Origin of the sequence: Cellulophaga sp. RHA19 (genome assembly GCF_002813425.1) — a bacterium.
Classification (GTDB): Bacteria; Bacteroidota; Bacteroidia; order Flavobacteriales; family Flavobacteriaceae; genus Cellulophaga.
On sequence record NZ_PHUL01000001.1, the window covers coordinates 183,491 to 208,102 of the forward strand.

Here is a 24,612-nt window from a genome sequence, read left to right on the forward strand (position 1 = left end):
TTTAAGCTTCTGCTAATTCTTTTTCTCTAAACTTTTGCACTACCTCTAAAAATACTTTAGAATCTTTAAGGTATGCTTCTGCAAACTCTTGTGTTGGCTTGTTGCTTTTTATTTGCAAAGCCAAATCCTCAAAAGAAGTTTGTAACTCTATTAATCCGTTTGACACAAAATGGGTATCAAAATCTTTAATAATACTAATATGTGTGTTTGTTTTTGTGTTTTGTGCTGTAAGCAATGCTTTAGCGGAGTTTACCATTGCAGAATATGAATGAAAAATACTAGCAGACCATTTTTTATCTTCTAATGCCGTTGCAGCGTTTTCAATTTTTTCTTCACTTTCAAACAACAAGGTTGCTATTAAGTCTATAACCACACCTGCACACTCACCTACACCAATAGCTTTTTCATAACGTTCTGTATTTCCCCAGTCTATAAAATCTTCTTGAGTTAAATTATCTATAGCTGTAAGGTGTTTTAGAAAATCATAAAAATAATGCTCTCCTTTTTCTTTGTAATACTCAGTAAATGATTGTCCGTTTGCATTGGCATCAAAATCGTTTAAAATTAAACGCAATGCTTCTGGACCTCTTTTACTTGGTACTTTTACAACTTTATCTGCAAAAACACCATTACCATCTCCTAAATTACCACCACCTAACAATACTTGCAAAGCAGGCGCTACTAGTTTATCTTTTGTACGCACAGACATTCCTTGAAAACCTATGTTTGCCATATTGTGCTGACCACAGGCATTCATACATCCACTAATTTTTATAACAACATCTTTATTGTTTATGTACTGTGGGTATTCTGCTGTAATAACACGCTCTAATTCTGCTGCAATACCAGTACTACTTGCAATACCTAAATTACACGTATCTGTACCAGGACAAGCAGTAATATCTGATGCTTTGTTATAACCTGCCTCTACAAAGCCAAGTTTTTCTAACTCTGTATAAAAGAAAGGAACTAACTCCTCTTTTACATACGGTATTAGTATGTTTTGACGCAATGACAAACGAAATTCTCCGGCTGCATACGCATCTACTAAATCTGCTAATTGTCGTGCCTCTTCAATATAAAAATCTCCTAATTTTACTTTTATACCAATAGCTACATAGCCTTGTTGTTTTTGAGGCACAAGGTTTGTGCTTTTCCATTGCTCAAAAGCAGTTCTATTATTAATAGCTACCTCTGGAGCTTTAGCATCTGCAACTTTTACCTTAGGATATGCATCTACATCTACAGGAAAAGAATTTTGCGGAATTGCATTTTGCTCTTCTTCTAACAATGCTCTAAATCCGTCTAGACCAATATCTTTAAGCAAAAACTTCATTCTGGCTTTTGCTCTACTTTTACGTTCTCCGTATCTATCAAAAACACGAATAACACCATCCATTAACGGAATAATTTTATCGGCCTCTAAAAAAGTATATAACTCTTCTGCGTGGCGTGGCTGCGAACCTAAACCACCTGCTAAAAGCACTTTAAAACCTCTAACTCCGTTTTCAATTTTAGCAATAAAACCAAGATCATGCATATAAGAAAGTCCTGTATCTGCATCACTAGAAGAGAAAGAAACTTTAAATTTTCTTCCCATTTCTTGACTAATAGGGTTTCTTAAAAAGTATTGAAACATTGCGTGTGCATAGGGAGATACATCAAAAGGTTCATCTACATCTATACCTGCAGTTTCACTAGCAGTTATATTACGTACTGCATTACCACAAGCTTCTCTAATTGTAATATCATCCTTTGCTAATTGCGCCCACAGTTCTGGTGTACGCTCTATATCTACATAATGTATTTGAATATCTTGACGTGTAGTAATGTGCAAACGCCCTGTAGAATATTCTTCAGATACATCACAAATACGTTTTAGTTGCGTAGACGTTACTTTACCGTAAGGTAACTTTATACGAATCATTTGTACGCCTGGTTGACGCTGACCATAAATACCACGAGCCAAACGCAAACTTCTAAACTTTTCTTCGTCTAACTTACCGTCATTAAACTGTCTAATTTTAGCTTCTAAATCTATAATATCTTTAGCTACTACTGGGTTTTCTATTTCTGTTCTAAAACTTTGCATTTGCTTGTGATTATGGCTTTTTTTATAATTACTATTATCCTATAGATATAATAGGATTTTAGACAAAAAAGTGCTTAAAATAAACACTCTTTACTATATCTTTTGGCTTAATTTATAAATCCTGCACCAGCCGTTGTATTGGTTTGCGCATCAATTAAAATAAAAGCTCCGTTAGATTTATTATCGTTATAACTATCAAAATAAATAGGCTTACTAAGTTTTATACTCACTTCTCCTATTTCATTTAAAGATAGCTTGTTATTGTTTTCCTGTTCACCAGTATAATCTGTTGCTATAACACTGTTTATGCTATCTATCTTAGACAATACACGGTTAGTGTTGTGTTGCACAATATACTTTGTTCCTGGCACAAGGTTTTTACTATCCATCCAACAAACTGTAGCGGTAACCTGCTTTTCAATTTTAGGAAGCTCATTTGTTTTAACAAGCATATCTCCTCTTGTAATGTTAATATCATCTTCTAAAGTGATATTAACAGAACTACCTGCTGGCGCCTCATTATAAGTCTTATCAAAAAAGAATATCTCTTTTATTTTAGACTGAGTTAAAGAAGGTAAAACAGTTACAGCATCTCCTACTTTTAAGCTTCCACCTGTAATTTTACCTGCATAGCCTCTAAAATCGTGAAACTCATCTGTTTTTGGCCTGATTACGGTTTGCACAGGAAAACGTACTTTACCAGCATCATATACATCTTGCGCCTCTAATTCTTCTAAATGCCCTAAAATTGTATCACCATTGTACCAAGACATTGCATCTGTTTTGTCTACAATATTATCCCCTTTAAGTGCGCTTACAGGTATGTAACTTACAATTTGTTCTTCATAAGTACTTTTTGCATTTAAGGCTTCAAAATCTTTTTTGATATTATTAAATACCTCTTCAGAATAGTCTACCAAATCCATTTTATTAACAGCAACTATTACGTTTTTAACACGTAATAAATTATTGATAAAAAAGTGTCGGTATGTTTGTTCTATAACTCCTTTTCTGGCATCTATTAAAATAATAGCCACCTGAGATGTTGATGCACCTGTAACCATATTTCTGGTATACTCTACGTGACCAGGAGTATCTGCAATAATGTAACTCTTTGTTGGTGTTGAAAAATAGATATGAGCAACATCTATAGTAATACCTTGCTCACGTTCTGCAACTAAACCATCTGTAGCTAATGAAAAATCTAGGTAATCATACCCACGTTGTTCACTGCTCTTTTTTATGGCCTCTAATTTATCTTCAGTAAGCGATTTTGTATCGTAAAGTAGCCTACCAATTAAGGTACTTTTACCATCATCTACACTACCTGCTGTTGCTATTTTTAGTACGTTCATTTTATGTGTATTAAGTATAAAGTAGCAAGTACAAAGACTTTGTTACTCTTACTTTTTATATTTTAAACTTCTTTTTTAACTTATATACTTTAGACTAAGTACGCTGTACTTTTTAAAAGTATCCTTGTTGTTTTCTTTTTTCCATAGCAGCCTCGGAGCGCTTGTCATCTATACGTGCACCACGTTCAGATATTTTAGAATCTCTAATTTCTTCTACTACTTTATCTATAGAATCTGCTTTAGATAAAACTGCTGCCGTACAAGACATATCACCAACGGTTCTAAATCTTACCCAACGTTCCTCTACTACCTCATCTTCAGCTCTAAAAACAACATCATCTTCTGCAGACCAGATTAAACCATCTCTTAAAAAGATGTTTCTTTTGTGTGCAAAATAAATAGATGGAATTTCAATTTGTTCTTTTTGAATATAGCTCCACACATCTAACTCTGTCCAGTTACTAATAGGAAAAACACGTACATTTTGTCCTATTTCTATAGTACCGTTTAACATATCAAACAATTCTGGTCTCTGGTTCTTTTCATCCCATTGTCCAAAATCATCACGAACAGAAAAAATACGTTCTTTTGCTCTGGCTTTTTCCTCATCTCTACGAGCACCACCAATACAAGCATCAAACTTAAATTCTTCAATAGCATCTAAAAGCGTGGTTGTTTGCAACATATTTCTACTTGCATACTTACCTGTTTCTTCTACTACTTTTCCTTGATCTATAGAATCTTGTACATTTCTAACAATAAGCTCTACGCCTAATTCCTTAGCCAATTTATCTCTAAATTCTATAGTCTCTGGGAAGTTGTGTCCTGTATCTATATGCATTAATGGAAAAGGAATTTTTGCTGGCCAAAATGCTTTTTGCGCCAAACGTACAAGTGTAATACTGTCTTTTCCTCCAGAAAATAACAAAACTGGCTTTTCAAACTGAGCTACTACTTCTCTAAAAATGTATATAGCTTCGTTTTCTAAAGCATTACCTAACCCTTGTAATGAAGTGCTAGTTGTTGTTTGTGATTTTATATCGTTTATCAATGTTTCCAAAATATTGGTGTTTTATTTTATATCTTTTTAAATCCTATTTTATCCTAAGTGTGCAAACCACACTCTCTATTTTCTAATACCTTAGTAGGATCAAAATATTTATGTTCATTTGGTAAATTACGTTCTGCTAAGTATGCATCTAATTGCGCATCTGACCAGTGGTAAAACGGACTAACTTTTAAAACTCCGTCTTTGCTTAAGCTTAAAATCCCTAAAGAATCTCTAAGTGCAGTTTGTCCTTTTCTTAGGTTAGTAAACCATACATCTGGCTTGTGTTCTGCCATAGCTCTTTTAAAAGGCTCTAACTTAACTTGCTCTGTAAACTCTTTATGCTTTGGATCGTCTATAGATGGTATACCCATTATAGCATCTCTGTGAGCACTAGTTTGTAAAGGCACATATAGTTTTACGTTTAAATCTAATGTAGAAATTAACTCTTCTGCGTGCTTATATGTATTTGGCGTATTGTAACCAGTATCACACCAAACAACAGGAATATCTTTTTTAATTGCTGTAACTGCATTTAGTATAGCAACCTCATACGGTCTAAAATTAGTTGTAACTACAGCATTTCTTGCATATTCTACAGCCCAAGAAATAATTTCTTCTGGCGGAATACCTCTAAACTGAGCATTTAAATTTTTTATTATATCTTCTGTAAAACCCATTTTGCTATACTTATACGTTATTATTTACCCCACTTAATTGAATTCCAAACACGTTCGTGAAAAAAATACAATACCATTTTTGTAACTAATTCTATTAAACCAATAGAGAAAGCTAATTTTAATGTTCCTGTAACAAACCAAGAAATTAAAACCGTGTCTATTGTACCAACTACTCTCCAGCTAATAGACTTAACTATACTCCTTTTTGGACTCTCTGACTGTTTGTCTGACTTGTAACTTCCTTTAGAAGTTTCTTTATTTAAAATCAATTGATCAGCAATCATTTTGTTAATTTTTATTACCCTATTTAATTAGTAGGAATTACAAATGTAAAACTTTATATGACATAAGTTGTTAAAAAACGCATAAATCCTATGGTTTTAGTAGATTAATAAAAAATAAGAAGTTTTATTGATGAATCTGAAGTATCTGTAAGAGAACACAATAGAATAATTGTATCAAAAACAGTATTTACAAATTTAAAAAATGAAAATAGAAGCTTTAGATTAAGTCGTTAAGTGTTGTATTCCTATATATTTCTAGTGCACTGTCTCTTACCTTAAGCATTAATTTATGAACAGAACAAGTACCTTCATCTGGGCAGTCATCACACTTTTCATAAAAATTTAAACTAACACAGGGTACCATTGCAATAGGACCTTCTAAAACTCTAATAACATCTGTCATTAAAATTTCTGCTGGTTCTTTTATAAGATAGTAACCACCACCTTTACCTTTTTTAGATGACAAAACACCAGTTCTACGCAACATTAATAGTATACTCTCTAAAAATTTCTGAGAAATATTATTCTGTTGTGCAATTTCTCCAATAGGAACAGGATTCCTATCTTCTTTTTGAGCTAAATAAGTTAAGGCTTTTAGCCCGTATTTGGTTTTTTTGGATAGCATAGTACAAAGATAGGCAAAATTGGGATTTAAAAAAGTGCTGTTAAACACTGCAACTAATTTTAAATTAACCTTTTAATTAAATGCCTAAATATATACTTTATTGCTATAAATTATCCCAATGCTTGCTTTATATCTGCAATAATATCATCTATATGTTCTAAACCTACAGAAACTCTAACCGTACCATCTGTAATACCTACAGCTACCCTATCTTCTGCTGCCAGTTTGCTATGCGTTGTAGATGCTGGGTGAGTTACAATACTCCTAGAATCTCCTAGATTTGCAGAAAGCGATAACAACTTTATAGCATTAAAAAATTCTTGTCCTGCTTGCAAACCTCCTTTTACTTCAAAAGCAACAATACAACCACCTGCTTTCATCTGTTTTATAGCTACTTTATATTGCGGGTGCGATTTTAAAAAAGGGTATTTAACCCAGTTTACTTTTGGGTGAGCCTCTAAAAACTCTGCTAACTTTAAAGCATTTTCAGAATGCCTATCTACTCTAATTGCTAATGTCTCTAGACTTTTAGACAATACCCACGCATTAAAAGGAGACAATGCTGGCCCAGATATTCTAGAAAAACGATACACTTTATCTATTAGATCTGCACTACCAACCGTAATACCTGCTAGTACACGACCTTGACCATCAATTAATTTTGTGCCAGAATGTATTACCAAATCTGCACCAAATTTTATAGGTTGTTGTAAATAAGGAGATGCAAAACAATTGTCTATAATTAAAATAAGATTGTGTTTTTTAGCAATAGCTCCTAGTACTTCTAAATCTAAAATATCTACAGCCGGATTGGTAGGTGACTCTGCATATAAAATTTTAGTTTTTGGGGTGATTAAAGCCTCTATACTCTCTAAGTTGTGAGCATCAAAGTAACTTGTAGTCACGTTCCATTTGGGGAAAAAGTTAACAAATAAACTATGCGTAGAGCCAAATATACTTTTAGATGAAATAATATGATCTCCACTTTCTACCAAAGCAGCAAAAGTCGAAAATACAGCAGCCATACCAGAAGCAAAAGCAAAGCCAGTCTCTGCTCCTTCCATTTTGCATATTTTTTCTATAAATTCTGATGTATTAGGATTAGAATATCTAGAGTAAATGTTTCTATCCTTTTCCTCTGCAAAAGACGCACGCATATCTTCTGCATCCTCAAAAACATAACTAGATGTTAAATATAAAGGTGCCGAATGCTCTAAAAATTGTGAGCGTTCTATTTGTGTGCGTATTGCGTTGGTTTCAAATTTATTATCCATAGTATTCTTTTTGTTAGTGACTACCTACTTTTAGTCATTAGCGCTATATTCTATTTTCTTTACTCTATTCTCCTGACTATTGTCCCTTACTTATCTCTAAACAAAAGCTATCCTTTTTCTGCAATTCTTAAAATATCTCCAAATACACCTCTTGCAGTTACGGCTGCACCAGCACCTGCTCCTTGTATTACTAATGGATTTTCCCCATAAGACTCGGTATAAATTTCTATGATAGAATCTGAACCTTTTACTTGTCCCAATGCACTTTCTTTTGGCACAGAAACTAGCTTCACATCTAAAATTCCTTTTTCCTCCTGAAGATTACCGTGCAAATCGCCAACATAACGTAAAACGTGATTTGGTTTTTGGTCTGCTTTAATTTTGTCAAATTCGGTATCTAAAGCATCAGACTGACTCAAAAATTCTGATTTACTACCTTCTCTTAATGCTTCTGGAATTAAATTTTGAATATTAATATCTGAAAACTCATTACTTAACTCTAACTCACGTGCTAAAATCAATAATTTTCTACCAACATCATTACCACATAAATCTTCACGCGGATCTGGCTCTGTGTATCCATTTTCCATAGCCTCATTTAAAATAGTAGAAAAAGGTACATTTGCTTCAGAATACGTATTAAAAATATAACTTAAAGATCCGGAGAACACCCCTTTAATTCTGGTAATATTTTCACCAGACAAATGCAATAACTTAATAGTATCTATTAAAGGTAAGCCTGCACCAACATTAGTTTCATACAAGTATTGCTTTTGATTTTTAGCTAATATTTCTCTAAGTTTTTTGTAATAATCAAACCCTAACGTATTTGCTATTTTGTTAGAAGAAACCAAGTCAAATCCGTTTTCTACTAAATCTACATAATTGGCTACAAAAGCTTCATTTGCTGTATTATCTATAGCAATTAAGTTTTCTAAATGATGCTTTTCTGCATACTCAAAAATATCTGCAAGCTCATAGGATTTTCCTTTTTCATCTAACTTAGAAGTCCAATCTTCTCCAATTCCTTTTTTACTTAGTAATACTTTTTTAGAGTTAGCAACTGCAAAAACATTAAGGTTAACTCCTTTACGTTCTTCTATGGCTTTAGCAGATTTTAATAATTGCTCTATTAATGTACCACCAACAGTTCCGTGACCAAAAATGGCTATGTTTACTTTTTTAGCAACACCAAATATTTGTCCGTGCATTACATTTAAAGCCTTGTGTAAGCTAGATTTTTTAACTACCAAACTCACGTTTTTACCAGACACCGTATTATTAAACAACAATGGCACAATTTGGTTTTTTATTAATGCATTGTATGGTTTATGAAACGTACTTAAATCCTGACCTACAATAGATATTACAGACACATCATTTTGTACAGTTATTAGGTTGATGTCTTTAGAGTAAAAATCTGAAGCAAACTCACGCTCTAAAACCTGCTTTGCTTTTTCTGCACTTTCTGCATCTACCACCAAACCAATACCACGTTCTGATGAACCTTGGGAAATAATACTAACACTAATTTTTTCATCACCAAGAGTTTTAAATATACGCGCATCTATACCTGCTTTACCTAACAAACCACGGCCTTCTAAATTAATTAGCGCCACATTTTCTATAACAGAAAGTGATTTTATACCTTCTTTGGTTGTTTTTGCACTAATTAAAGTACCTTCATTATCACCGTTAAATGTATTTAAAATACGTAGTGGAATATTTTTTTCTAGCAACGGAATAATTGTTTTTGCGTGCAAAATAGTCGCCCCAAAATTTGCCAGTTCATTAGCCTCAGAATAGCTTAATTGTTCTATTCTTTTGGCATCGGAAACATAATCTGGATTAGCGGTAAAAATACCATCTACGTGCGTGTAACTTTGTAACTCTACAGCATTTAAAAAGTTTGCAAATAAAGATGCAGAATAGTTACTACCATTTCTACCCAAGGTTGTGGTTTTACCATCTTCTGTAGACCCAACAAAGCCAGTAATTACAGGCAATACATCACTTGCTATACTAGAAAATAATTGTTGCGTATTTGCTTTAGAAACCTCTTCTAATACGTTTGCATTACCAAAATTAGCATCTGTTTTTAAAATTTTTCTAGAATCTACAACGGTTGCCTTTACACCCTTTTCACCTAATGCTTTTACTACATATTGTGCAGAAAGTAACTCTCCGTATGCCAATACTTGATCTTTAATTTTTAAGCTATAATCTCCTAGCAGCGCAACCCCTTCTAAAATTTTTAATATCTCTTTGTATTCCGCAGAAAAATCTAACTCTAAACCATTTTGCTGATAACCTTTAAAATCCTCAAAAGTTGAAATATATGCTTCTCCTTCTGCTGCTAAATCTAATAATTCCTCAAGTGTATCTGTAGAACCTCCACGAGCAGAAACTACTACCGCAATATTTTCTTGTGCCTTGATCTTAGATTCTATTTTGCCTACCACATTAGAAATACCCTCTCCGTTTCCTAAAGATTTACCTCCAAACTTAATTACTTTTAAATCTTCGGTGCTTTTTTGGTCACTAAAAATTCCTTTTAATAATTGCTCTAACTGATTAAACTCTATTAAAAAAGCATCATGACCATGTAGTGAGTGTATTTCTCCATAGGTAACATTACTATTAGCTTGTGCTAGTTGCTTAAACGTATCTTTATTTTCTTTAGCCGTAAAAAACAAATCAGAATCTACACCAATAATATGTATAGAGGTTTTGCTATTTTGTAGGTTGATAAAAGCCTCGTTACCATCTCTAGTAATATCTATGGTTTTTAACAACTGGTTCATTAATTTATAGGCAGATAACTGAAAACGTTCTTGTAGTTTTTTACCATGATGCGTTAACCAACTTTCTACATTAAACAGCTGTTCCTCTGTATTTGTACTACGATTAAAACGTGCTTTAAAAGATTCTGGCGTGCGGTAGCACAACATAGCGTGCATACGAGCATCATGCACTGGTTGTTTTGAGTTTACCAAAAACTGTTCTTGAATTTGACAATTACCTATTAACCAGTCTGTAGATTTCCAGTCGGAAGCCACAGGTATTAAATGTGTTGTTAATTTAGGGTTTAATGCTGCCATTTCCCAAGCAATACCACCACCTAAAGAGCCTCCAATAATTGCGTAAAGCGAATTTATTTTTAATTCATCTAAACCTAACAAAAACAAATGAGCAATATCTTTAGCAACAAAATCTTTGTAGTTTTCTATTACAAAACCATCAAAACCATTACCAGGGATGTTAAAAGATAGCACTGTATATTTTGTGGTATCTATACATTTGCCCTCGCCAATTAATGTAGACCACCAACCGTCTTCCCCAGACACATTAGAGTTACCTGTTAAAGCGTGATTTACAAGTACAATTGGAGCTGTGTGCAACTCTGCTCCAAATACTTGGTAAGACAAGTCTATATCTTGTGTTTTACCGCTAAGCGTTGTATATTTTTTTAGTTTGATATGTTGCAACATAGTAAGCTGTTTTAACCTAGAAAATTACACTAGGTTATTCTTTTAGTTTTAATAAAATTGAAGAACTATTTTAAGCAATAACTTCTGCTTTTATAACTTTAAAAGCCTCCTCTAAATCTAACTTTAAATCGTCTACATCTTCTAAACCAACAGACAAACGAATTAGATCTTGACCAACACCAGCAGACTCTTGCTGCTCTACTGTTAATTGTTGATGCGTTGTACTTGCAGGATGAATTATTAAAGATTTAGTATCTCCTATGTTTGCTAAAAGAGAAAATATTTTAGTAGCATCTGTTACTTTTTTAGCCGCCTCAAAACCATCTTTTAAACCAAACGTTACTAATCCGCTTTGTCCTTTTGGTAAATATTCTTTGGCAAGGTCATAGTATTTATTACTTTCTAATCCTGGGTAATTTACCCAAGCAACCTCATCTCTACCCTCTAACCAAGTAGCCAATTCTAGTGCGTTTGCACTATGTTGTTTTATACGCACTGGTAAAGTCTCTAAACCTTGTATAATTTGGAAAGCATTAAACGGACTTAAAGCTCCACCAAAATCTCTTAACCCCTCTAAAATTAATTTATATGTGAATGCAGCATTACCAAGAGCCTCACTATACACCAAACCGTGGTAACCTGCAGACGGCTCTGTAAACTCTGGAAACTTCCCGTTTGTCCAGTCAAACGTACCAGCATCTACAATTGCTCCTCCTAAAGAAGTTCCTTGTCCGCCTATATATTTTGTTAGTGAGTGTATTACTAAATTAGCTCCGTGCTCTATTGGGTTTAACAATGCTGGTGATGCTACTGTATTATCTACAATAAAAGGCACCTTTGCAGCTTTTGCTTCTTTAGAAATTGCTTTTAAATCTAGTACGTCTAATTTTGGGTTTCCTAGCGACTCTACAAAAAATGCTCTTGTATTTTCTTGTACTGCTTTGCCAAAACTTTCTGGGTTAGATGCATCTACAAAAGTGGTTGTAATACCTAACCTTGGCAAGGTTACATTTAACAAATTAAACGTACCACCATATAAACTGCTAGATGCTACAATGTGGTCTCCTGCACGTAAAAGAGTTAATAAGCCTGTAGAAATTGCTGCTGTACCAGATGCAAATACTACTGCTCCTACACCACCTTCTGCTGCAGCCAACCTATCTTGTAATATTTGATTTGTTGGGTTGTTTAAACGTGTGTAAATAAATCCTAGTTCTGATAACGAGAATAAATTTGCCGCGTGGTCTGTATCTTTAAAAACGTATGAAGACGTTTGGTAAATAGGCACTGCTCTTGTACCTGCTGTTTCTGATGGGTTGTGACCTGCGTGTAATGCGTTTGTTGCTAATTTTTGAGTACTCATAATTTTGATTTTTTAATTATTAAAATTGATAAAATAAAAAAGTCAAAACCGCGTCTTGCCGACTTTGCAAGATGGTTTAAAAATTAAATGAGTTAAAAAGAAATTGGAAATTTACTTTTTTTGAAATAAAAAAGCTTGTTTCGTTATCTGCCTATAGTACCGCTGTACTTGGTAGAATTTAGCACCTTCTTTGTATTGCACAAAGGGTTGCTAAGGCTTCATTGGGTCTAATCCCTCCGCCTTTCTTGATAACTATTCAATAAGTGTTTTGAACTTTGAGTTACAAATATATGTTCAGAAAAATTTAATATCCTAATCTTTTTTGAAAAAATATTGAAATTTACTTTCTAAGTACCGTTAAATAACAGAAACATAATTTTTGTTTGTTTTTGTAACGATTTATTAAATTGAAACTTTATTTGTGTTAGGGATTGTAGTGAAAATCCTTTTTTATTTTTCTTAAAAAAGATTGCAACAAAAAGCCCGACCCTTGTGGTAACACCCAAATAAAAAGTAGAATATTGAGTATAAAAAAAGTGCTTTACCATTACAGCAAAGCACTTTTATATATGATTAGAAACTTTATTTTAAAGATTAAAAGCAGCTTTTACTGCGTTTACCATATCTAGTTTTTCCCAAGTAAAAAGTTCTACTTCTTTTTCTACCTTACCATTGTATGGAGACTCAAAAACTTTTGTGATTGTTTTTGGCTCTTTACCCATATGACCATAAGCTGCGGTTTCTAAATAAATAGGGTTTCTTAGCTTTAAACGATCTTCTATGGCAAAAGGACGCATATCAAAAATTTGCGCTACTGTTTTTGCAATTTCTCCGTCTGTTAAATTTACTTTTGCTGTACCATATGTGTCTACATAAATAGAAGTTGGCTCTACTACGCCTATGGCGTAACTTACTTGTACCAAAATCTCGTCTGCAATACCAGCTGCTACTAAATTTTTAGCTGCGTGCCTTGCTGCATATGCTGCACTACGGTCTACTTTACTTGGATCTTTACCACTAAATGCACCACCTCCGTGAGCACCTTTACCACCATAGGTATCTACTATAATTTTACGTCCTGTAAGACCTGTGTCTCCGTGAGGACCACCAATTACAAATTTACCTGTTGGGTTAATATGGTACTGTATTTTGTCTGTAAATAACGCTTGCACTTTCTCTGGAAATTGCGCTATTACTTTTGGCATTAAAATAGAAATAATATCTGATTTTATTTGCGCTAACATTTTTTCATCGTCAGCATCAAAATCGTCATGCTGTGTAGATACAACAATAGTATCTATACGCTGTGGTACGTTATCATCTGAATATTCTATAGTTACCTGCGCCTTTGCATCTGGGCGTAAATAAGAGATTTCTTTACCGTCTCTACGCAATGCTGCAAGCTCTTGTAATATTTTATGCGATATATCTAATGCCAATGGCATATAGTTTTCTGTTTCTTTGCTTGCGTAACCAAACATCATACCTTGGTCACCGGCACCTTGCTCTTCTTTAGAACCACGGTCTACACCTTGATTAATGTCTTGTGACTGCTCGTGAATTAAGGAAATAACACCACAAGAATCTCCACTAAATTGGTAAGCTCCTTTTGTGTAACCAATGTTATTAATTACCTCACGTGCTATGTTTTGCAAATCTACGTAAGTGTTACTTTTTACCTCACCAGCAAGCACTACTTGCCCAGTTGTAACTAGTGTTTCACAAGCTACTTTACTTTCTGGATCAAAAGCTAAAAAATTATCTAATAATGCATCACTAATTTGATCTGCAATTTTATCTGGATGTCCTTCACTTACAGATTCTGATGTGAATAAATATGCCATAATATTGTACTTCTATTGTTAGTAGAGGAATGGTAAGGTAGATTGCAACAAAACAGGAAAAGGTGCTGATAAAAAATCAGCTAAAATCTGTTTTAGCATTTTTTGTAGTACTGAGTAACAGTATACGAGGTTGCAATCAGTCAAATCCTTCCTCTTAATTTAGACTGCAAAAGTATAAAATTAGATTGGTTCTAAAATAGTTTTAACGAAAAAATAAGAGGCTACAGTTACAAATTGCTTTGTATACCATAACCTCTTTATTAACAAACAATGCTGTATTACAGGTTGTACCTTACTTTTAAGGTTACGTATCTAGGTTGTATAAAATACTCGCTTGTGCTTACAAACAAGGTATTATCACTATCCTGGTTTAAAGATTCTGTATTAAATAAGTTGGTTACCCCTAAAATATACTCCCATTTGCTATCCTTTTTTTGATAACCTAATGTAGCATCCATAAAAGAATATGTATTTAAACTTTCTATCTCGTTTTTGTAATTGTAGTAAGAGTAGTCTGCATTAAAAATAAAATCTCTTAAAAAAGTAGCATCTAGTTTTACACTTGGCTGATGTGTATAATATTTTATACTAGAGCCATTTGGCTGTTCGTAATTGTTTACCGCTAAATTATAACCAAACTCTATATTTGGCGCATTTAAAAAACGTGTCCCCAAACTACCTCTGTAAGTAGTTGTAAAAGATTCGTTAATTGCCTGCTCATTATCTACTATTTGGTTAAACTTAGAATAGTTCATAGTTGCTCCTAAACCTGCTTTTATTTTACCAAAAGTACGCTCAAAAGATCCGTTTGCAGAAAAGGTTTCGTCTGCAAAGTTAGAATTAAATGGAGACGATATTCTGTTAGATGTTTGTATAAACTCATCATCTGATGTTGCTGGATAATCTGGATTAGGGAAATTTAAGAAGTCTGATATATTACGTACTTGGTCTACCCTTTTGTTATATGAAAGTGATGCTCTAATATTACTAAAATTAAACATATTAAAATTATTGTAACGCAAGCTTAAGTTATGAGATAGTGCACTTTCTAAATCTCTATTACCTTGAAAAAGAGAGTTATAATTGTTCATGACAAAAGAAGATGCAAACTGGTTCACATCAGAAAAACTTGTCATCATTCTGTAACTAAAGTTGATATCTTCACTCTTTTTTAGTTGTAACCTTGTATTAAAACTTGGTAGTAAACGAACAAAGTCATCTGTAACAGTAGATCCTAATTGTTCATTTTTTGTAGTGTAGTTATGTACAGACAAACCAGGTGTAAATGTAAATGCACCAGCTTTTACTCTGTACTCAAAAGCCATATAAATATCTATAAAGTTATACTTTACATCATTTTCTACAGAGCTAACAGCATCGTTTAATGTAAACTTGTTTCCGTTGTTTAGAATCTGAAAAATTTCTGAATTAAATTTTTGTGTACTTAATAAAGAACCAAGCGTAAACTTTACATTACTCTTATCGCCTGTAATATACCAGTAATCTATTCTTGCATCTAGCTTATTGGTTTTTACTCTTTTGTCTTGTACTACATCATAACCATCTTGGTTTTGGTCCATACCTAAAACCTCATCTAACCTAAACTGGTCACTCTGTGCTAGCGCTGCATTATAAAAAGGGTCTTCTTCTTGTATTAGATACTGCGCTTCTACTGCAAATATATTTTTAGCGTTTAATGTGTAATAGTAATTAGCGTTTTGATTTATACTGTATGGATCTTGTTTTTGAACCTCATCTATATTACCTGTTAAATTAGAGAACAAATCTTGTACTTCTTTTTGGCTAGATATTCTACCAAAAATATCATAATCAAAATGATTATCTGCATTAGGCTTGTAGCTAGAACTTAACTTAATTAAAGCCAAATCACTTCTTTGGTTTGTAACACTTTCTGTTAATTCATCTGGTGAAGGCTGGCTACCATCTGCATTAGCTTTGTATTGTCTAAATGTATTTTGCTGCATATCTGTAACGTTACCAGAGTAGATTGCAAAACCACTTAAATCCCAAGTTTTTTTAGGAGAATAACTAAAGTTAGCAGCACCAAACTTAGAACTAATTTCTTGAGCTCTATTATTTTGTAATGTTAAAAAACCCATATCACTAGAACCTACATTAAAACTTGTACCAGTGTTAGCACTACCGCCATTACCAAAACCACCCGTAAATCTAAAATAATCTCTACGTGTAAATGGTACCTCGCCAATATTATTAAAATTGGTAATTAAGTTTATACTATAATTAGGGTTGTAATAAAATAATTTAGGGTGAGCTATGTAGCGTTCCTTATTACCAACACCCGCAGTTATTTCTCCAAACCAAAAATTCTTTTTACCTTCTTTAAGCTTAATATTAATTGCGTAACTGTCTTGGTTGTCTGTAACACCTTTTAATTGACCAACTTCATTGTAGTTTTTTAAAACCTGTATTTTATCTAAGGCATTTGCAGGTATATTTTTTGATGCCAATTTGCTATCACCATCAAAAAAGTCTTTACCCTCTACCATTACTTTACCAACAGACTGACCCTCAACTTCTATTTCCCCATCATCATTAACCTCTACACCTGGTAAATTTTTAAGAACGTCTTCAAGTTTTTTTTCAGTTCCTGTGGCAAAAGAATCTGCATTATACTCTATAGTATCTCCTTTTACATTAACAGGCATCTCATACGTAATTTCTACACCATCTAAACTTTCAGCTTCATCTAATAGTGTAAAATCTCTTTTAATATCTGCCTCTTTAGTTTCTAAAATAATTTCCCTTGTTTTAAAACCTAGATAACTTACCTTAATATTATATTTAGAGTTTTCCTCTACATTCATTTTGTAAATACCTTTTTCATTGGTAATTCCAAAACCATCCAACGCTTTAGTTTCTGCATTAATAGCCACTACGTTAGCCATTTCTAAAGGGTTATTAAGACTATCCATAACAACACCAGTAACTGTAATTTTTTGTGCCTGTACCACTCCGGTTATAGCAATACAAGCCATAACCATAAAAAACTTTATGATTTTTTTCATTATAAATTTATATTAAAACTGATGAAATTTAACGACCTCTACCACCTGATCCTCTACGCTGCTGAAAATTCTGCATCATCTCCTGACGCTTTTTTATCATAAGCTCGTCAAAGTCTTTTTGGTTAATATCTTTTCCTTTAGTTGGTGCTTTTACCTCTACAACATCATCTGCGTTCATAACAATTTTGCTACATACCAAAGTAGATCCTTCTTGCTCTATTTCTAATATTAAGCCAGGTAAACCCCAGTATTCTGCTGGACCTTGACTAATAGGAATATCTAATGTATACCAAGCCACAACCGTTTTTTCTGTAGGTATTTTACGTTCAGACTGCTCTCCTTGTCTACCACGCCTAAACATTCTAGTCATAGCACCTACACCTGTAGTATCTATTGGAGTTGTAAGTGTTGCCTTGTAAACTGTATAGTTTCCTATTTTTTTAGTCTCTGAGCCCATTTTCCATTCAGGCTTTTTTAACTCATCTTTAATTAAAAAGTTTTTACTATACATTTCTACTTGGTTGGTATAACTTTGTTCCTTTATATTTTTATAATATTTACCAGTAGAACCACTACCTACAAAACGCAACCAACCTGGTCCGCCACCTCCAGGAGCCTCTAACTTTTCATCTTCTACGTAGTAAGACTCGGTTCTGTTAAACGTTAAAATATATGTTTTTTCCATAGCGCTTTTCATACGCTCCATAATTTCCTTTTTACGAGCTTCTGGCATATCTCTACCTCCAAAATCTGGAGCCTTTGTAACTTTTGTTTCATAAATGGCTTTTCCTTGGAAGTCTTGTGCCGTTACTGCAAATACAGAACTAATTAAAGTAATTGCAACAAAAAAAATATTCTTCATATTTATATGTTTTATATCCATAGCGGATAGTTAGCTTTCAACTACTTAGACTATCATCTTTCAATTTAGTTTAATGCTTATTCGTATTTTTTTTGAAAAAATCGTTTTAAACATACGTATATGACTTATTTTATCGTTGTAACTTTGCATAAATACAATGGTTTAGTACTGTTTTTAAAAAGTTTTAGCTTTAATACTGCAAACATTTTTAGATACTAGTCTTATCTTGTATATTGTGCGACCCCTATATCGGTCTAATAAAAATATATAAACACATACAGAATATGCATATTGCAGTAGCAGGAAACATAGGTGCAGGGAAAACAACTTTAACCAGATTGCTAGCCAAACATTTTAATTGGCAACCAAATTTTGAAGATGTTGTAGACAATCCTTACTTAGATGATTTTTACAACCAAATGGAACGTTGGAGTTTTAATTTGCAGATTTACTTTTTAAATAGCAGATTTAGACAAATTTTACAAATTAGAGAAAGTGGTAAAGACATAATACAGGACAGAACAATATATGAAGATGCCTTTATTTTTGCTCCTAACCTACACGCAATGGGCTTATTAACTAACAGAGATTTTGAAAACTACACAAGTCTTTTTGAGTTAATGGAAAGTTTAGTACAACCACCAGATTTACTTATTTACTTAAGAAGTTCTATTCCTAATTTAGTAAACCAAATACATAAAAGAGGAAGAGATTATGAAAACACCATTTCTATTGACTATTTAAGTAGATTAAATGAACGTTATGAAGCTTGGATACACGGTTATGACAAAGGAAACTTATTAATTATTGATGTAGATAATTTAAATTTTGTTGATGATCCTGAGGATTTAGGATTTGTAATTAATAAAATTGATGCAGAAATAAATGGATTATTTCAGCCATAAAAAATTAAAAACCACACTAAATAGTGTGGTTTTTTTATTTCCTCAATAAAGTCTAATATTAGTTTTTATAGTCTACCTCTATAGTTTTAGAGTTATTGTCTTTAACAATATTAATCTCTACGCCTTCTTTTTCCTTAGCAGCTTTTATCTTTTCTGTAATTTCTTCTACAGTACCATTTACAACCTGTATATTTTTATTTACTTCTCCTTCTTTTGTAATTATAGTTGTAATAGTTGCCACAGCTAAATCATTATTACTAGCATCAATTTTTACATTCAATTCCTTTTTTGTTTGATGCTCTGTTGACGTTGAACCATCCTCTATATGTCCGCCTAAAATAGGAGCTATAACTAAACCTATTAAACACGTTAATTTTATTAATATATTCATTGACGGACCAGAAGTATCTTTAAAAGGATCACCAACTGTATCTCCTGTAACTGCAGCTTTATGTGCATCAGACCCTTTAAAAGTCATTTCTCCGTTAATCTCTACTCCTGCTTCAAAAGATTTTTTAGCATTGTCCCAAGCACCACCAGCGTTATTTTGAAAAATAGCCCAAAGCACACCACTTACTGTAACGCCAGCCATATAACCACCAAGCATTTCTGCAATAGCCATATTATTCATTCCAAATAACATAGGAACAAACGCTATTACTAACGGAAAACCTATGGTTAACAAACCAGGTAACATCATTTCCTTTAAAGATGCTTGTGTAGAAATTGCTACACACTTATCATATTCTGGTTTTCCTGTACCTTCCATAATACCCGGAATATCTTTAAACTGCCTGCGTACTTCTTGCACCATTTCCATAGCTGCTTTACCAACAGCATTCATTGCCAATGCAGAGAATACTACAGGCACCATACCACCAACAAATAACATAGCTAAAACTGGAGCTTTAAAAATATTAATTCCGTCTATACCAGTAAATGTAACATAAGCAGCAAACAAAGCTAATGATGTTAATGCAGCAGAAGCAATAGCAAAACCTTTACCTGTTGCAGCAGTTGTATTACCAACCGAGTCTAAGATATCTGTACGCTCACGCACAATTGGTTCTTGTTCACTCATCTCAGCAATACCACCAGCATTGTCAGATATTGGCCCAAATGCATCTATAGCCAATTGCATAGCCGTAGTAGCCATCATTGCAGAAGCTGCCAGTGCAACACCATAAAAACCAGCAAATGCGTATGAAGCCCAAATGGCTCCTGCAAATAATAATACTGAAGGAAAAGTAGAAATCATACCAGTTGCCAAACCAGCAATAATATTTGTACCTGCACCTGTACTAGATTGTTGTACAATTTTTAAAATTGGTTTTTTACCCAAACCTGTATAGTATTCTGTTACAGATGAAATTACAGCACCTACTACTAAACCAACTAAAGTTGCATAAAAAACACGCATAGATGAGATTGCTATTTTACCCTCTCCAAAAAATTCCATTTGCATTGTCTCTGGTAGCATCCAAGTAACCAAGCCAAAACAAGAAGCAGCCACTAAACCTATAGAAACCCAATTTCCTAAATTTAATGCCCCCATAACTTGTGCTTCTTTAGCGTCGTTACTTTTAATTTTAACCAACACTGTACCAATAATAGAGATTATAATACCCGCACCCGCAATAGCCATTGGCAGTAAAATTGGCCCAATACCTCCAAAGGCATCTTGTATAGAGCCTCCCATATCTTTAATAACATAATTACCCAAAACCATAGCAGCTAAGACTGTAGCCACATAAGAACCAAATAGATCTGCTCCCATACCAGCTACATCACCTACATTATCACCTACATTGTCTGCTATTGTTGCCGGGTTTCTAGGATCATCTTCTGGGATACCTGCCTCTACCTTACCTACTAAATCTGCACCAACATCTGCTGCTTTTGTATAAATACCACCACCTACTCTAGCAAATAAAGCTATAGATTCTGCTCCCAAAGAAAAACCAGCAAGCGTCTCTAAAACAATAGTCATATCTTCTACACCTGTCCAGCCATTTGGCATAAAAACAAATTGATAAAAAATAATAAAAAAAGCTGTTAAACCTAAAACAGCCAAACCAGCAACTCCAAGTCCCATAACAGTACCACCACCAAAAGATATTTTTAATGCATTTGGCAAACTTGTACGTGCTGCTTGGGTAGTTCGTACATTTGTTTTTGTTGCAATCTTCATTCCTATATTACCTGCAAAAGCAGAAAACACAGCTCCAAAAATAAAAGCTACCACAATTAACCAATGAGTAGTGGGCACTACTACAGATACTATAGCAAGTAGCACACTTACAATTACTACAAAGATTGCTAAAAGCTTGTACTCTGCTTTTAAAAAAGCTAAAGCACCTTCATATATGTGATCTGAAATTTCTTTCATTTTACCATCACCTGCATCTTGTTTCATTACCCAAGATTGTTTTACAACCATATAAACTAATCCCAACAACGCCATTACAATTGGCGCATAAATAATCATTGACTCCATATTTTGTAATTGTTTAATTATTAGCCTAGTAAATGTAACAAAATGAAACTTAACAAAAAAACCCTTTCATATTTATCATATGAAAGGGTTTTTAAGTAAATTACTGATGATTTGTTATTTTAAATCTTAAAGGCGTCTTTAGCTTTAAATTCACTTTCATCATATCTTTCGATACATTTATTTAGTATTTGGTAAGCTTCTTTGGCATCTCCCCAAGCACCTACGTCTACTTTTTTCTTTTCTAAATCTTTATACACCTGAAAGAAATGTTCTATTTCTTTTATTTGGTGAGGATTCATATCCGATAAATCATTTAATATATTCCAGATTGGATCCGATACAGGTACACAGATTATTTTTTCATCTGGACCTTTTTCGTCTGCCATATGAAAAACCCCAATTGGCTTTACTTCTACAACACACATAGGAAAAGTTGGTTCACCACCTAAAACTAATACATCTAACGGGTCACCATCTAATGCTAGTGTTTCTGGTATAAAACCATAATCTGCAGGATACATCATTGAAGAAAACAACATTCTATCAAAACGTATCTTTTTTAAATCAAAATCGTATTCGTACTTATTTCTACTTCCTTTTGGAATCTCTATTAATACATCAAAAGATGTTTTTCCGTGTTTAGTCATTCTTATTATTAATTATTATACAAAAATAGTGTAATCTACAGGAACAAAAAGTATTTTTTAGTTTAAATTATTGATAGCTTACTATTAAAAATTAAACCCAAAAGAGCCTGTTACACTAAAAGGGCGTGCATTTGGATTATCAAAATAGTTCCCTCTAAAGTTAAAATCAACGCGTAATATTTTAAATATATTGCCTATCCCAAAAGAATATTCCCAATACATCTCATCAGATGGTGCCATTAACGGAATATTAGTTGGAGCATTTAATGCAATATTTTCTGATGACAACTCTCCCCAAACACCTCTTAAACCTACAATTTCTCTTAAGTTTAATTTTCTCATAAAAGGAATACGAGAAAACAACCTTCCATTAAAATTATGTTCTAAATGCACAGATGCGTATGTATCTGTTACAAATTCGTAAAAATCTAAATTTGGGAATGTGTTATATATTGAAAACAATGTTTGATTACCTGGCACAACATTTAACAGACCCAAAGGCACTTCACCAAATGTTTTACCTACTTCTACAGTACTATATAGCCTTCCAAAACCGCCAATTTGCCAAGGCTGACCGTAAGAGAATTGCACTTTATTATAATCAAAATTGCTCTCCATTGGACCTTTAAATCCTTTAGAATAATTAAATAATAATGTACTATACTCGTCATTAATACTTTTACGTTCAACACCATAACCAATAGTACGTTTTCCTGGTGTATAAATTAAGGTAGCCGTAAAATCTAATTGCTTTATTTCTGATGATACTCCTGTTACAGACTCTGCATCTACATAATCTAAACTAAAAGCATCTGGTAAAGCAGAGCTAAGTTTTCTATACGAGTTACCAACTCTTAGTCTTACATTATTTACAGGCTCCACTTCTACACTAAAAGCAGATAAATCTATATTTGTTAACCTGTCATTAGAACCAACAGTAAACACAGATGAAGAAGCAATACTTCTACCCAGAACATCATTAGTAGCTGTTAAACTTAAACCCATTTGCTCAACATCTTGCCTATGCCCTCCAGAGATTATTAGTCTACTTTTTTTATCTACCAACCACTTTCCAGAAATACCGTGTTTTACTTTATCATCGCCAAAACCATAAGCCAAATAACCTTCTATACGCCAAGGGTCATTTTGCCCAAAGTATGTACGCGCACCTGCCCTTACCCTAACACCTTCTGCATCATTATATCCAAAAACACTGTATACATCACCAATGTCTAAATTCCATTTATCAATCTCTACATAACCAGAACCCAGTATACTAACTATGTTATAGTAGGTGTTAAATTTAGGAACTGTTTTTAAGGTGTCTAGCAATTGATATACACCTTTTTCATCTTTATTAAGCTGCTCTAACCTATTTTCTGTCCAAAAATTATCATCCCTACTAAAAGCTTCTGGACTGTACTCGTCCACGCTCTCTTTATAGAATTTTTTATCTTTAGGTACATCAAACTTATAGTTATTATGAATAGTAGTACGCTTACCATAAATACCTTTAGAAGTTTCTTTTTTGTTAAGACTAAAATCGCTTAACATATAATCTCTTTTTAAAAGAAAAACAGAATCGTTAACAACATCAAACTCTTGCTCTATATAAATTTCTTTTACCCAGTTTATATTGGCACTTTTTGTAACCTCTAAATTTATTTTTTTTATTGCGTAAGTAGAATCGTTTACCCAAAAATCTCCTTTAAAAGTAAGCTCATTTTTACGTCTAGGATAGTAAATAATATTGTAACACCATTTATTGTCTATAAAAGCACTATCTGCTAAAGCATAGTTGTAAACATCTACACCAGTTTTAGAAAGTGGACTAGTAAAGCTTTTATCAAAAAACTTTAAGTAATTGTTGTAGATATCATAATCTGAATATAAATCCTCTACAAATGCTGATATAGCTTGATTATTAGAAAAGCCAGAATTTTTACTTCCTTGTAACTTTTCTTTTTTAACTCCTAAAACATTATCACCATTAACTTTATGAAAAGTTTCGTTTAAAAAAATTGGCAAGTACGTTTTACCCGTTACTCTTGAGGTATCTAAATCGTTAAAAACAAACTCTAAACCTCTAAACATTTTACTTTTTATTAAAGCACTGTCTATGGTATTTAGGTCAAACTCTACTTTCTCATACTTATCATACTCATATTGATTGTATTTACGTAAGCCATTTTCTCGTTTTTTAGCCCATATTTTTTTAAGAATATCTATTGCTGGATTATTTTTTTTAGAAAGTTTGCCCGAAAAAATAACAACTTCGTCTAACTGTTCTCCAGATTCTTTTAATACTGCTTCAATTTTATAGGTAACCTTTGTTTTAAGTGTTATCTCTAAAGTTTCATATCCAACAAATGACACTTGTAAAAGACTGTGATTATTATCAGACTCCATATAAAAGCGACCATCATCGTTAGTTATGGTACCTTCGGTAGAATTTTTAAATAAAACATTGGCAAATGCAACTGGCTCACCAAATTCATCTACAACAACACCACTTACTTTTGTTTGCGCATAATTTAAGAGGCAAACAAAACAAAATAGAACAAAAAAGAATTTTTTTATCATAACTAATTCTTAAAA

General features: G+C 33.1%; 16 protein-coding genes and 1 riboswitch. Of the genes, 1 reads left to right on the forward strand and 15 read right to left on the reverse strand.

The genetic code is table 11. The annotated features are described in order from the left end of the window. Nucleotide 1 precedes the first annotated feature (1 nt). The 12 genes from AX016_RS00825 to AX016_RS00885 all read right to left on the reverse strand — a co-directional run bounded on the left by AX016_RS00825 (nucleotide 2) and on the right by AX016_RS00885 (nucleotide 17,965). Nucleotides 2–2,092 (reverse strand): HEPN domain-containing protein, encoded by a 2,091-nt coding sequence (locus tag AX016_RS00825; protein WP_100893791.1) that lies wholly within the window; start codon nucleotides 2,090–2,092, stop codon nucleotides 2–4. 107 nt (nucleotides 2,093–2,199) lie between these two features. Beyond that, entirely contained in the window at nucleotides 2,200–3,447 is a 1,248-nt protein-coding gene (locus AX016_RS00830; protein ID WP_100893792.1) for a sulfate adenylyltransferase subunit 1, read from the reverse strand. 112 nt (nucleotides 3,448–3,559) lie between these two features. Next, a complete protein-coding gene (gene cysD, locus AX016_RS00835) occupies nucleotides 3,560–4,498 on the reverse strand; it encodes a sulfate adenylyltransferase subunit CysD (RefSeq protein WP_442861205.1) in 939 nt (312 codons plus the stop codon). A gap of 53 nt (nucleotides 4,499–4,551) precedes the next feature. Next, nucleotides 4,552–5,175 carry a phosphoadenosine phosphosulfate reductase domain-containing protein gene (locus tag AX016_RS00840; protein WP_100893793.1) on the reverse strand — a complete coding sequence of 208 codons (624 nt, stop codon included), beginning with the start codon at nucleotides 5,173–5,175 and terminating at the stop codon, nucleotides 4,552–4,554. A 20-nt stretch (nucleotides 5,176–5,195) separates the two neighbouring features. Further along, on the reverse strand, nucleotides 5,196–5,459 hold the full coding sequence (locus AX016_RS00845; RefSeq protein ID WP_013621535.1) for a DUF2061 domain-containing protein: 264 nt from the start codon (nucleotides 5,457–5,459) through the stop codon (nucleotides 5,196–5,198). A gap of 217 nt (nucleotides 5,460–5,676) precedes the next feature. Continuing rightward, nucleotides 5,677–6,084: an RrF2 family transcriptional regulator gene (locus tag AX016_RS00850; RefSeq protein ID WP_100893794.1), complete on the reverse strand. Its 408-nt coding sequence runs from the start codon at nucleotides 6,082–6,084 to the stop codon at nucleotides 5,677–5,679. 110 nt (nucleotides 6,085–6,194) lie between these two features. After that, the gene (locus AX016_RS00855) at nucleotides 6,195–7,358 is read right to left on the reverse strand and encodes a trans-sulfuration enzyme family protein (protein WP_100893795.1); all 1,164 of its coding nucleotides are present in this window, start codon (nucleotides 7,356–7,358) and stop codon (nucleotides 6,195–6,197) included. A 107-nt stretch (nucleotides 7,359–7,465) separates the two neighbouring features. Further along, nucleotides 7,466–10,849: a bifunctional aspartate kinase/homoserine dehydrogenase I gene (gene thrA, locus AX016_RS00860; protein WP_100893796.1), complete on the reverse strand. Its 3,384-nt coding sequence runs from the start codon at nucleotides 10,847–10,849 to the stop codon at nucleotides 7,466–7,468. A gap of 70 nt (nucleotides 10,850–10,919) precedes the next feature. Further along, nucleotides 10,920–12,212 (reverse strand): O-acetylhomoserine aminocarboxypropyltransferase/cysteine synthase family protein, encoded by a 1,293-nt coding sequence (locus tag AX016_RS00865; RefSeq protein WP_100893797.1) that lies wholly within the window; start codon nucleotides 12,210–12,212, stop codon nucleotides 10,920–10,922. Nucleotides 12,213–12,352: 140 nt separating this feature from the next. Then, nucleotides 12,353–12,467: riboswitch (SAM riboswitch) on the reverse strand. Between the two features lie 332 nt (nucleotides 12,468–12,799). Beyond that, nucleotides 12,800–14,056, reverse strand: coding sequence for a methionine adenosyltransferase (gene metK / locus AX016_RS00875; protein ID WP_100893799.1), 1,257 nt, complete (start codon nucleotides 14,054–14,056; stop codon nucleotides 12,800–12,802). A 278-nt stretch (nucleotides 14,057–14,334) separates the two neighbouring features. Next, nucleotides 14,335–17,103, reverse strand: coding sequence for a carboxypeptidase-like regulatory domain-containing protein (locus tag AX016_RS00880; protein ID WP_100893800.1), 2,769 nt, complete (start codon nucleotides 17,101–17,103; stop codon nucleotides 14,335–14,337). Between the two features lie 28 nt (nucleotides 17,104–17,131). Then, entirely contained in the window at nucleotides 17,132–17,965 is an 834-nt protein-coding gene (locus AX016_RS00885) for a GLPGLI family protein (protein ID WP_157811048.1), read from the reverse strand. Nucleotides 17,966–18,249: 284 nt separating this feature from the next. Between AX016_RS00885 and AX016_RS00890 the strand changes: the two genes are divergently transcribed. After that, a complete protein-coding gene (locus AX016_RS00890) occupies nucleotides 18,250–18,870 on the forward strand; it encodes a deoxynucleoside kinase (RefSeq protein ID WP_100893802.1) in 621 nt (206 codons plus the stop codon). A gap of 58 nt (nucleotides 18,871–18,928) precedes the next feature. Here AX016_RS00890 and AX016_RS00895 read toward each other — a convergent pair whose 3' ends face one another. The 3 genes from AX016_RS00895 to AX016_RS00905 all read right to left on the reverse strand — a co-directional run bounded on the left by AX016_RS00895 (nucleotide 18,929) and on the right by AX016_RS00905 (nucleotide 24,597). Then, a complete protein-coding gene (locus AX016_RS00895; RefSeq protein ID WP_100893803.1) occupies nucleotides 18,929–21,367 on the reverse strand; it encodes a sodium-translocating pyrophosphatase in 2,439 nt (812 codons plus the stop codon). Between the two features lie 119 nt (nucleotides 21,368–21,486). Beyond that, nucleotides 21,487–22,014 (reverse strand): inorganic diphosphatase, encoded by a 528-nt coding sequence (locus tag AX016_RS00900; protein WP_100893804.1) that lies wholly within the window; start codon nucleotides 22,012–22,014, stop codon nucleotides 21,487–21,489. Between the two features lie 84 nt (nucleotides 22,015–22,098). Next, entirely contained in the window at nucleotides 22,099–24,597 is a 2,499-nt protein-coding gene (locus AX016_RS00905) for a DUF5686 family protein (RefSeq protein ID WP_100893805.1), read from the reverse strand. Between the last annotated feature and the right edge of the window lie 15 nt (nucleotides 24,598–24,612).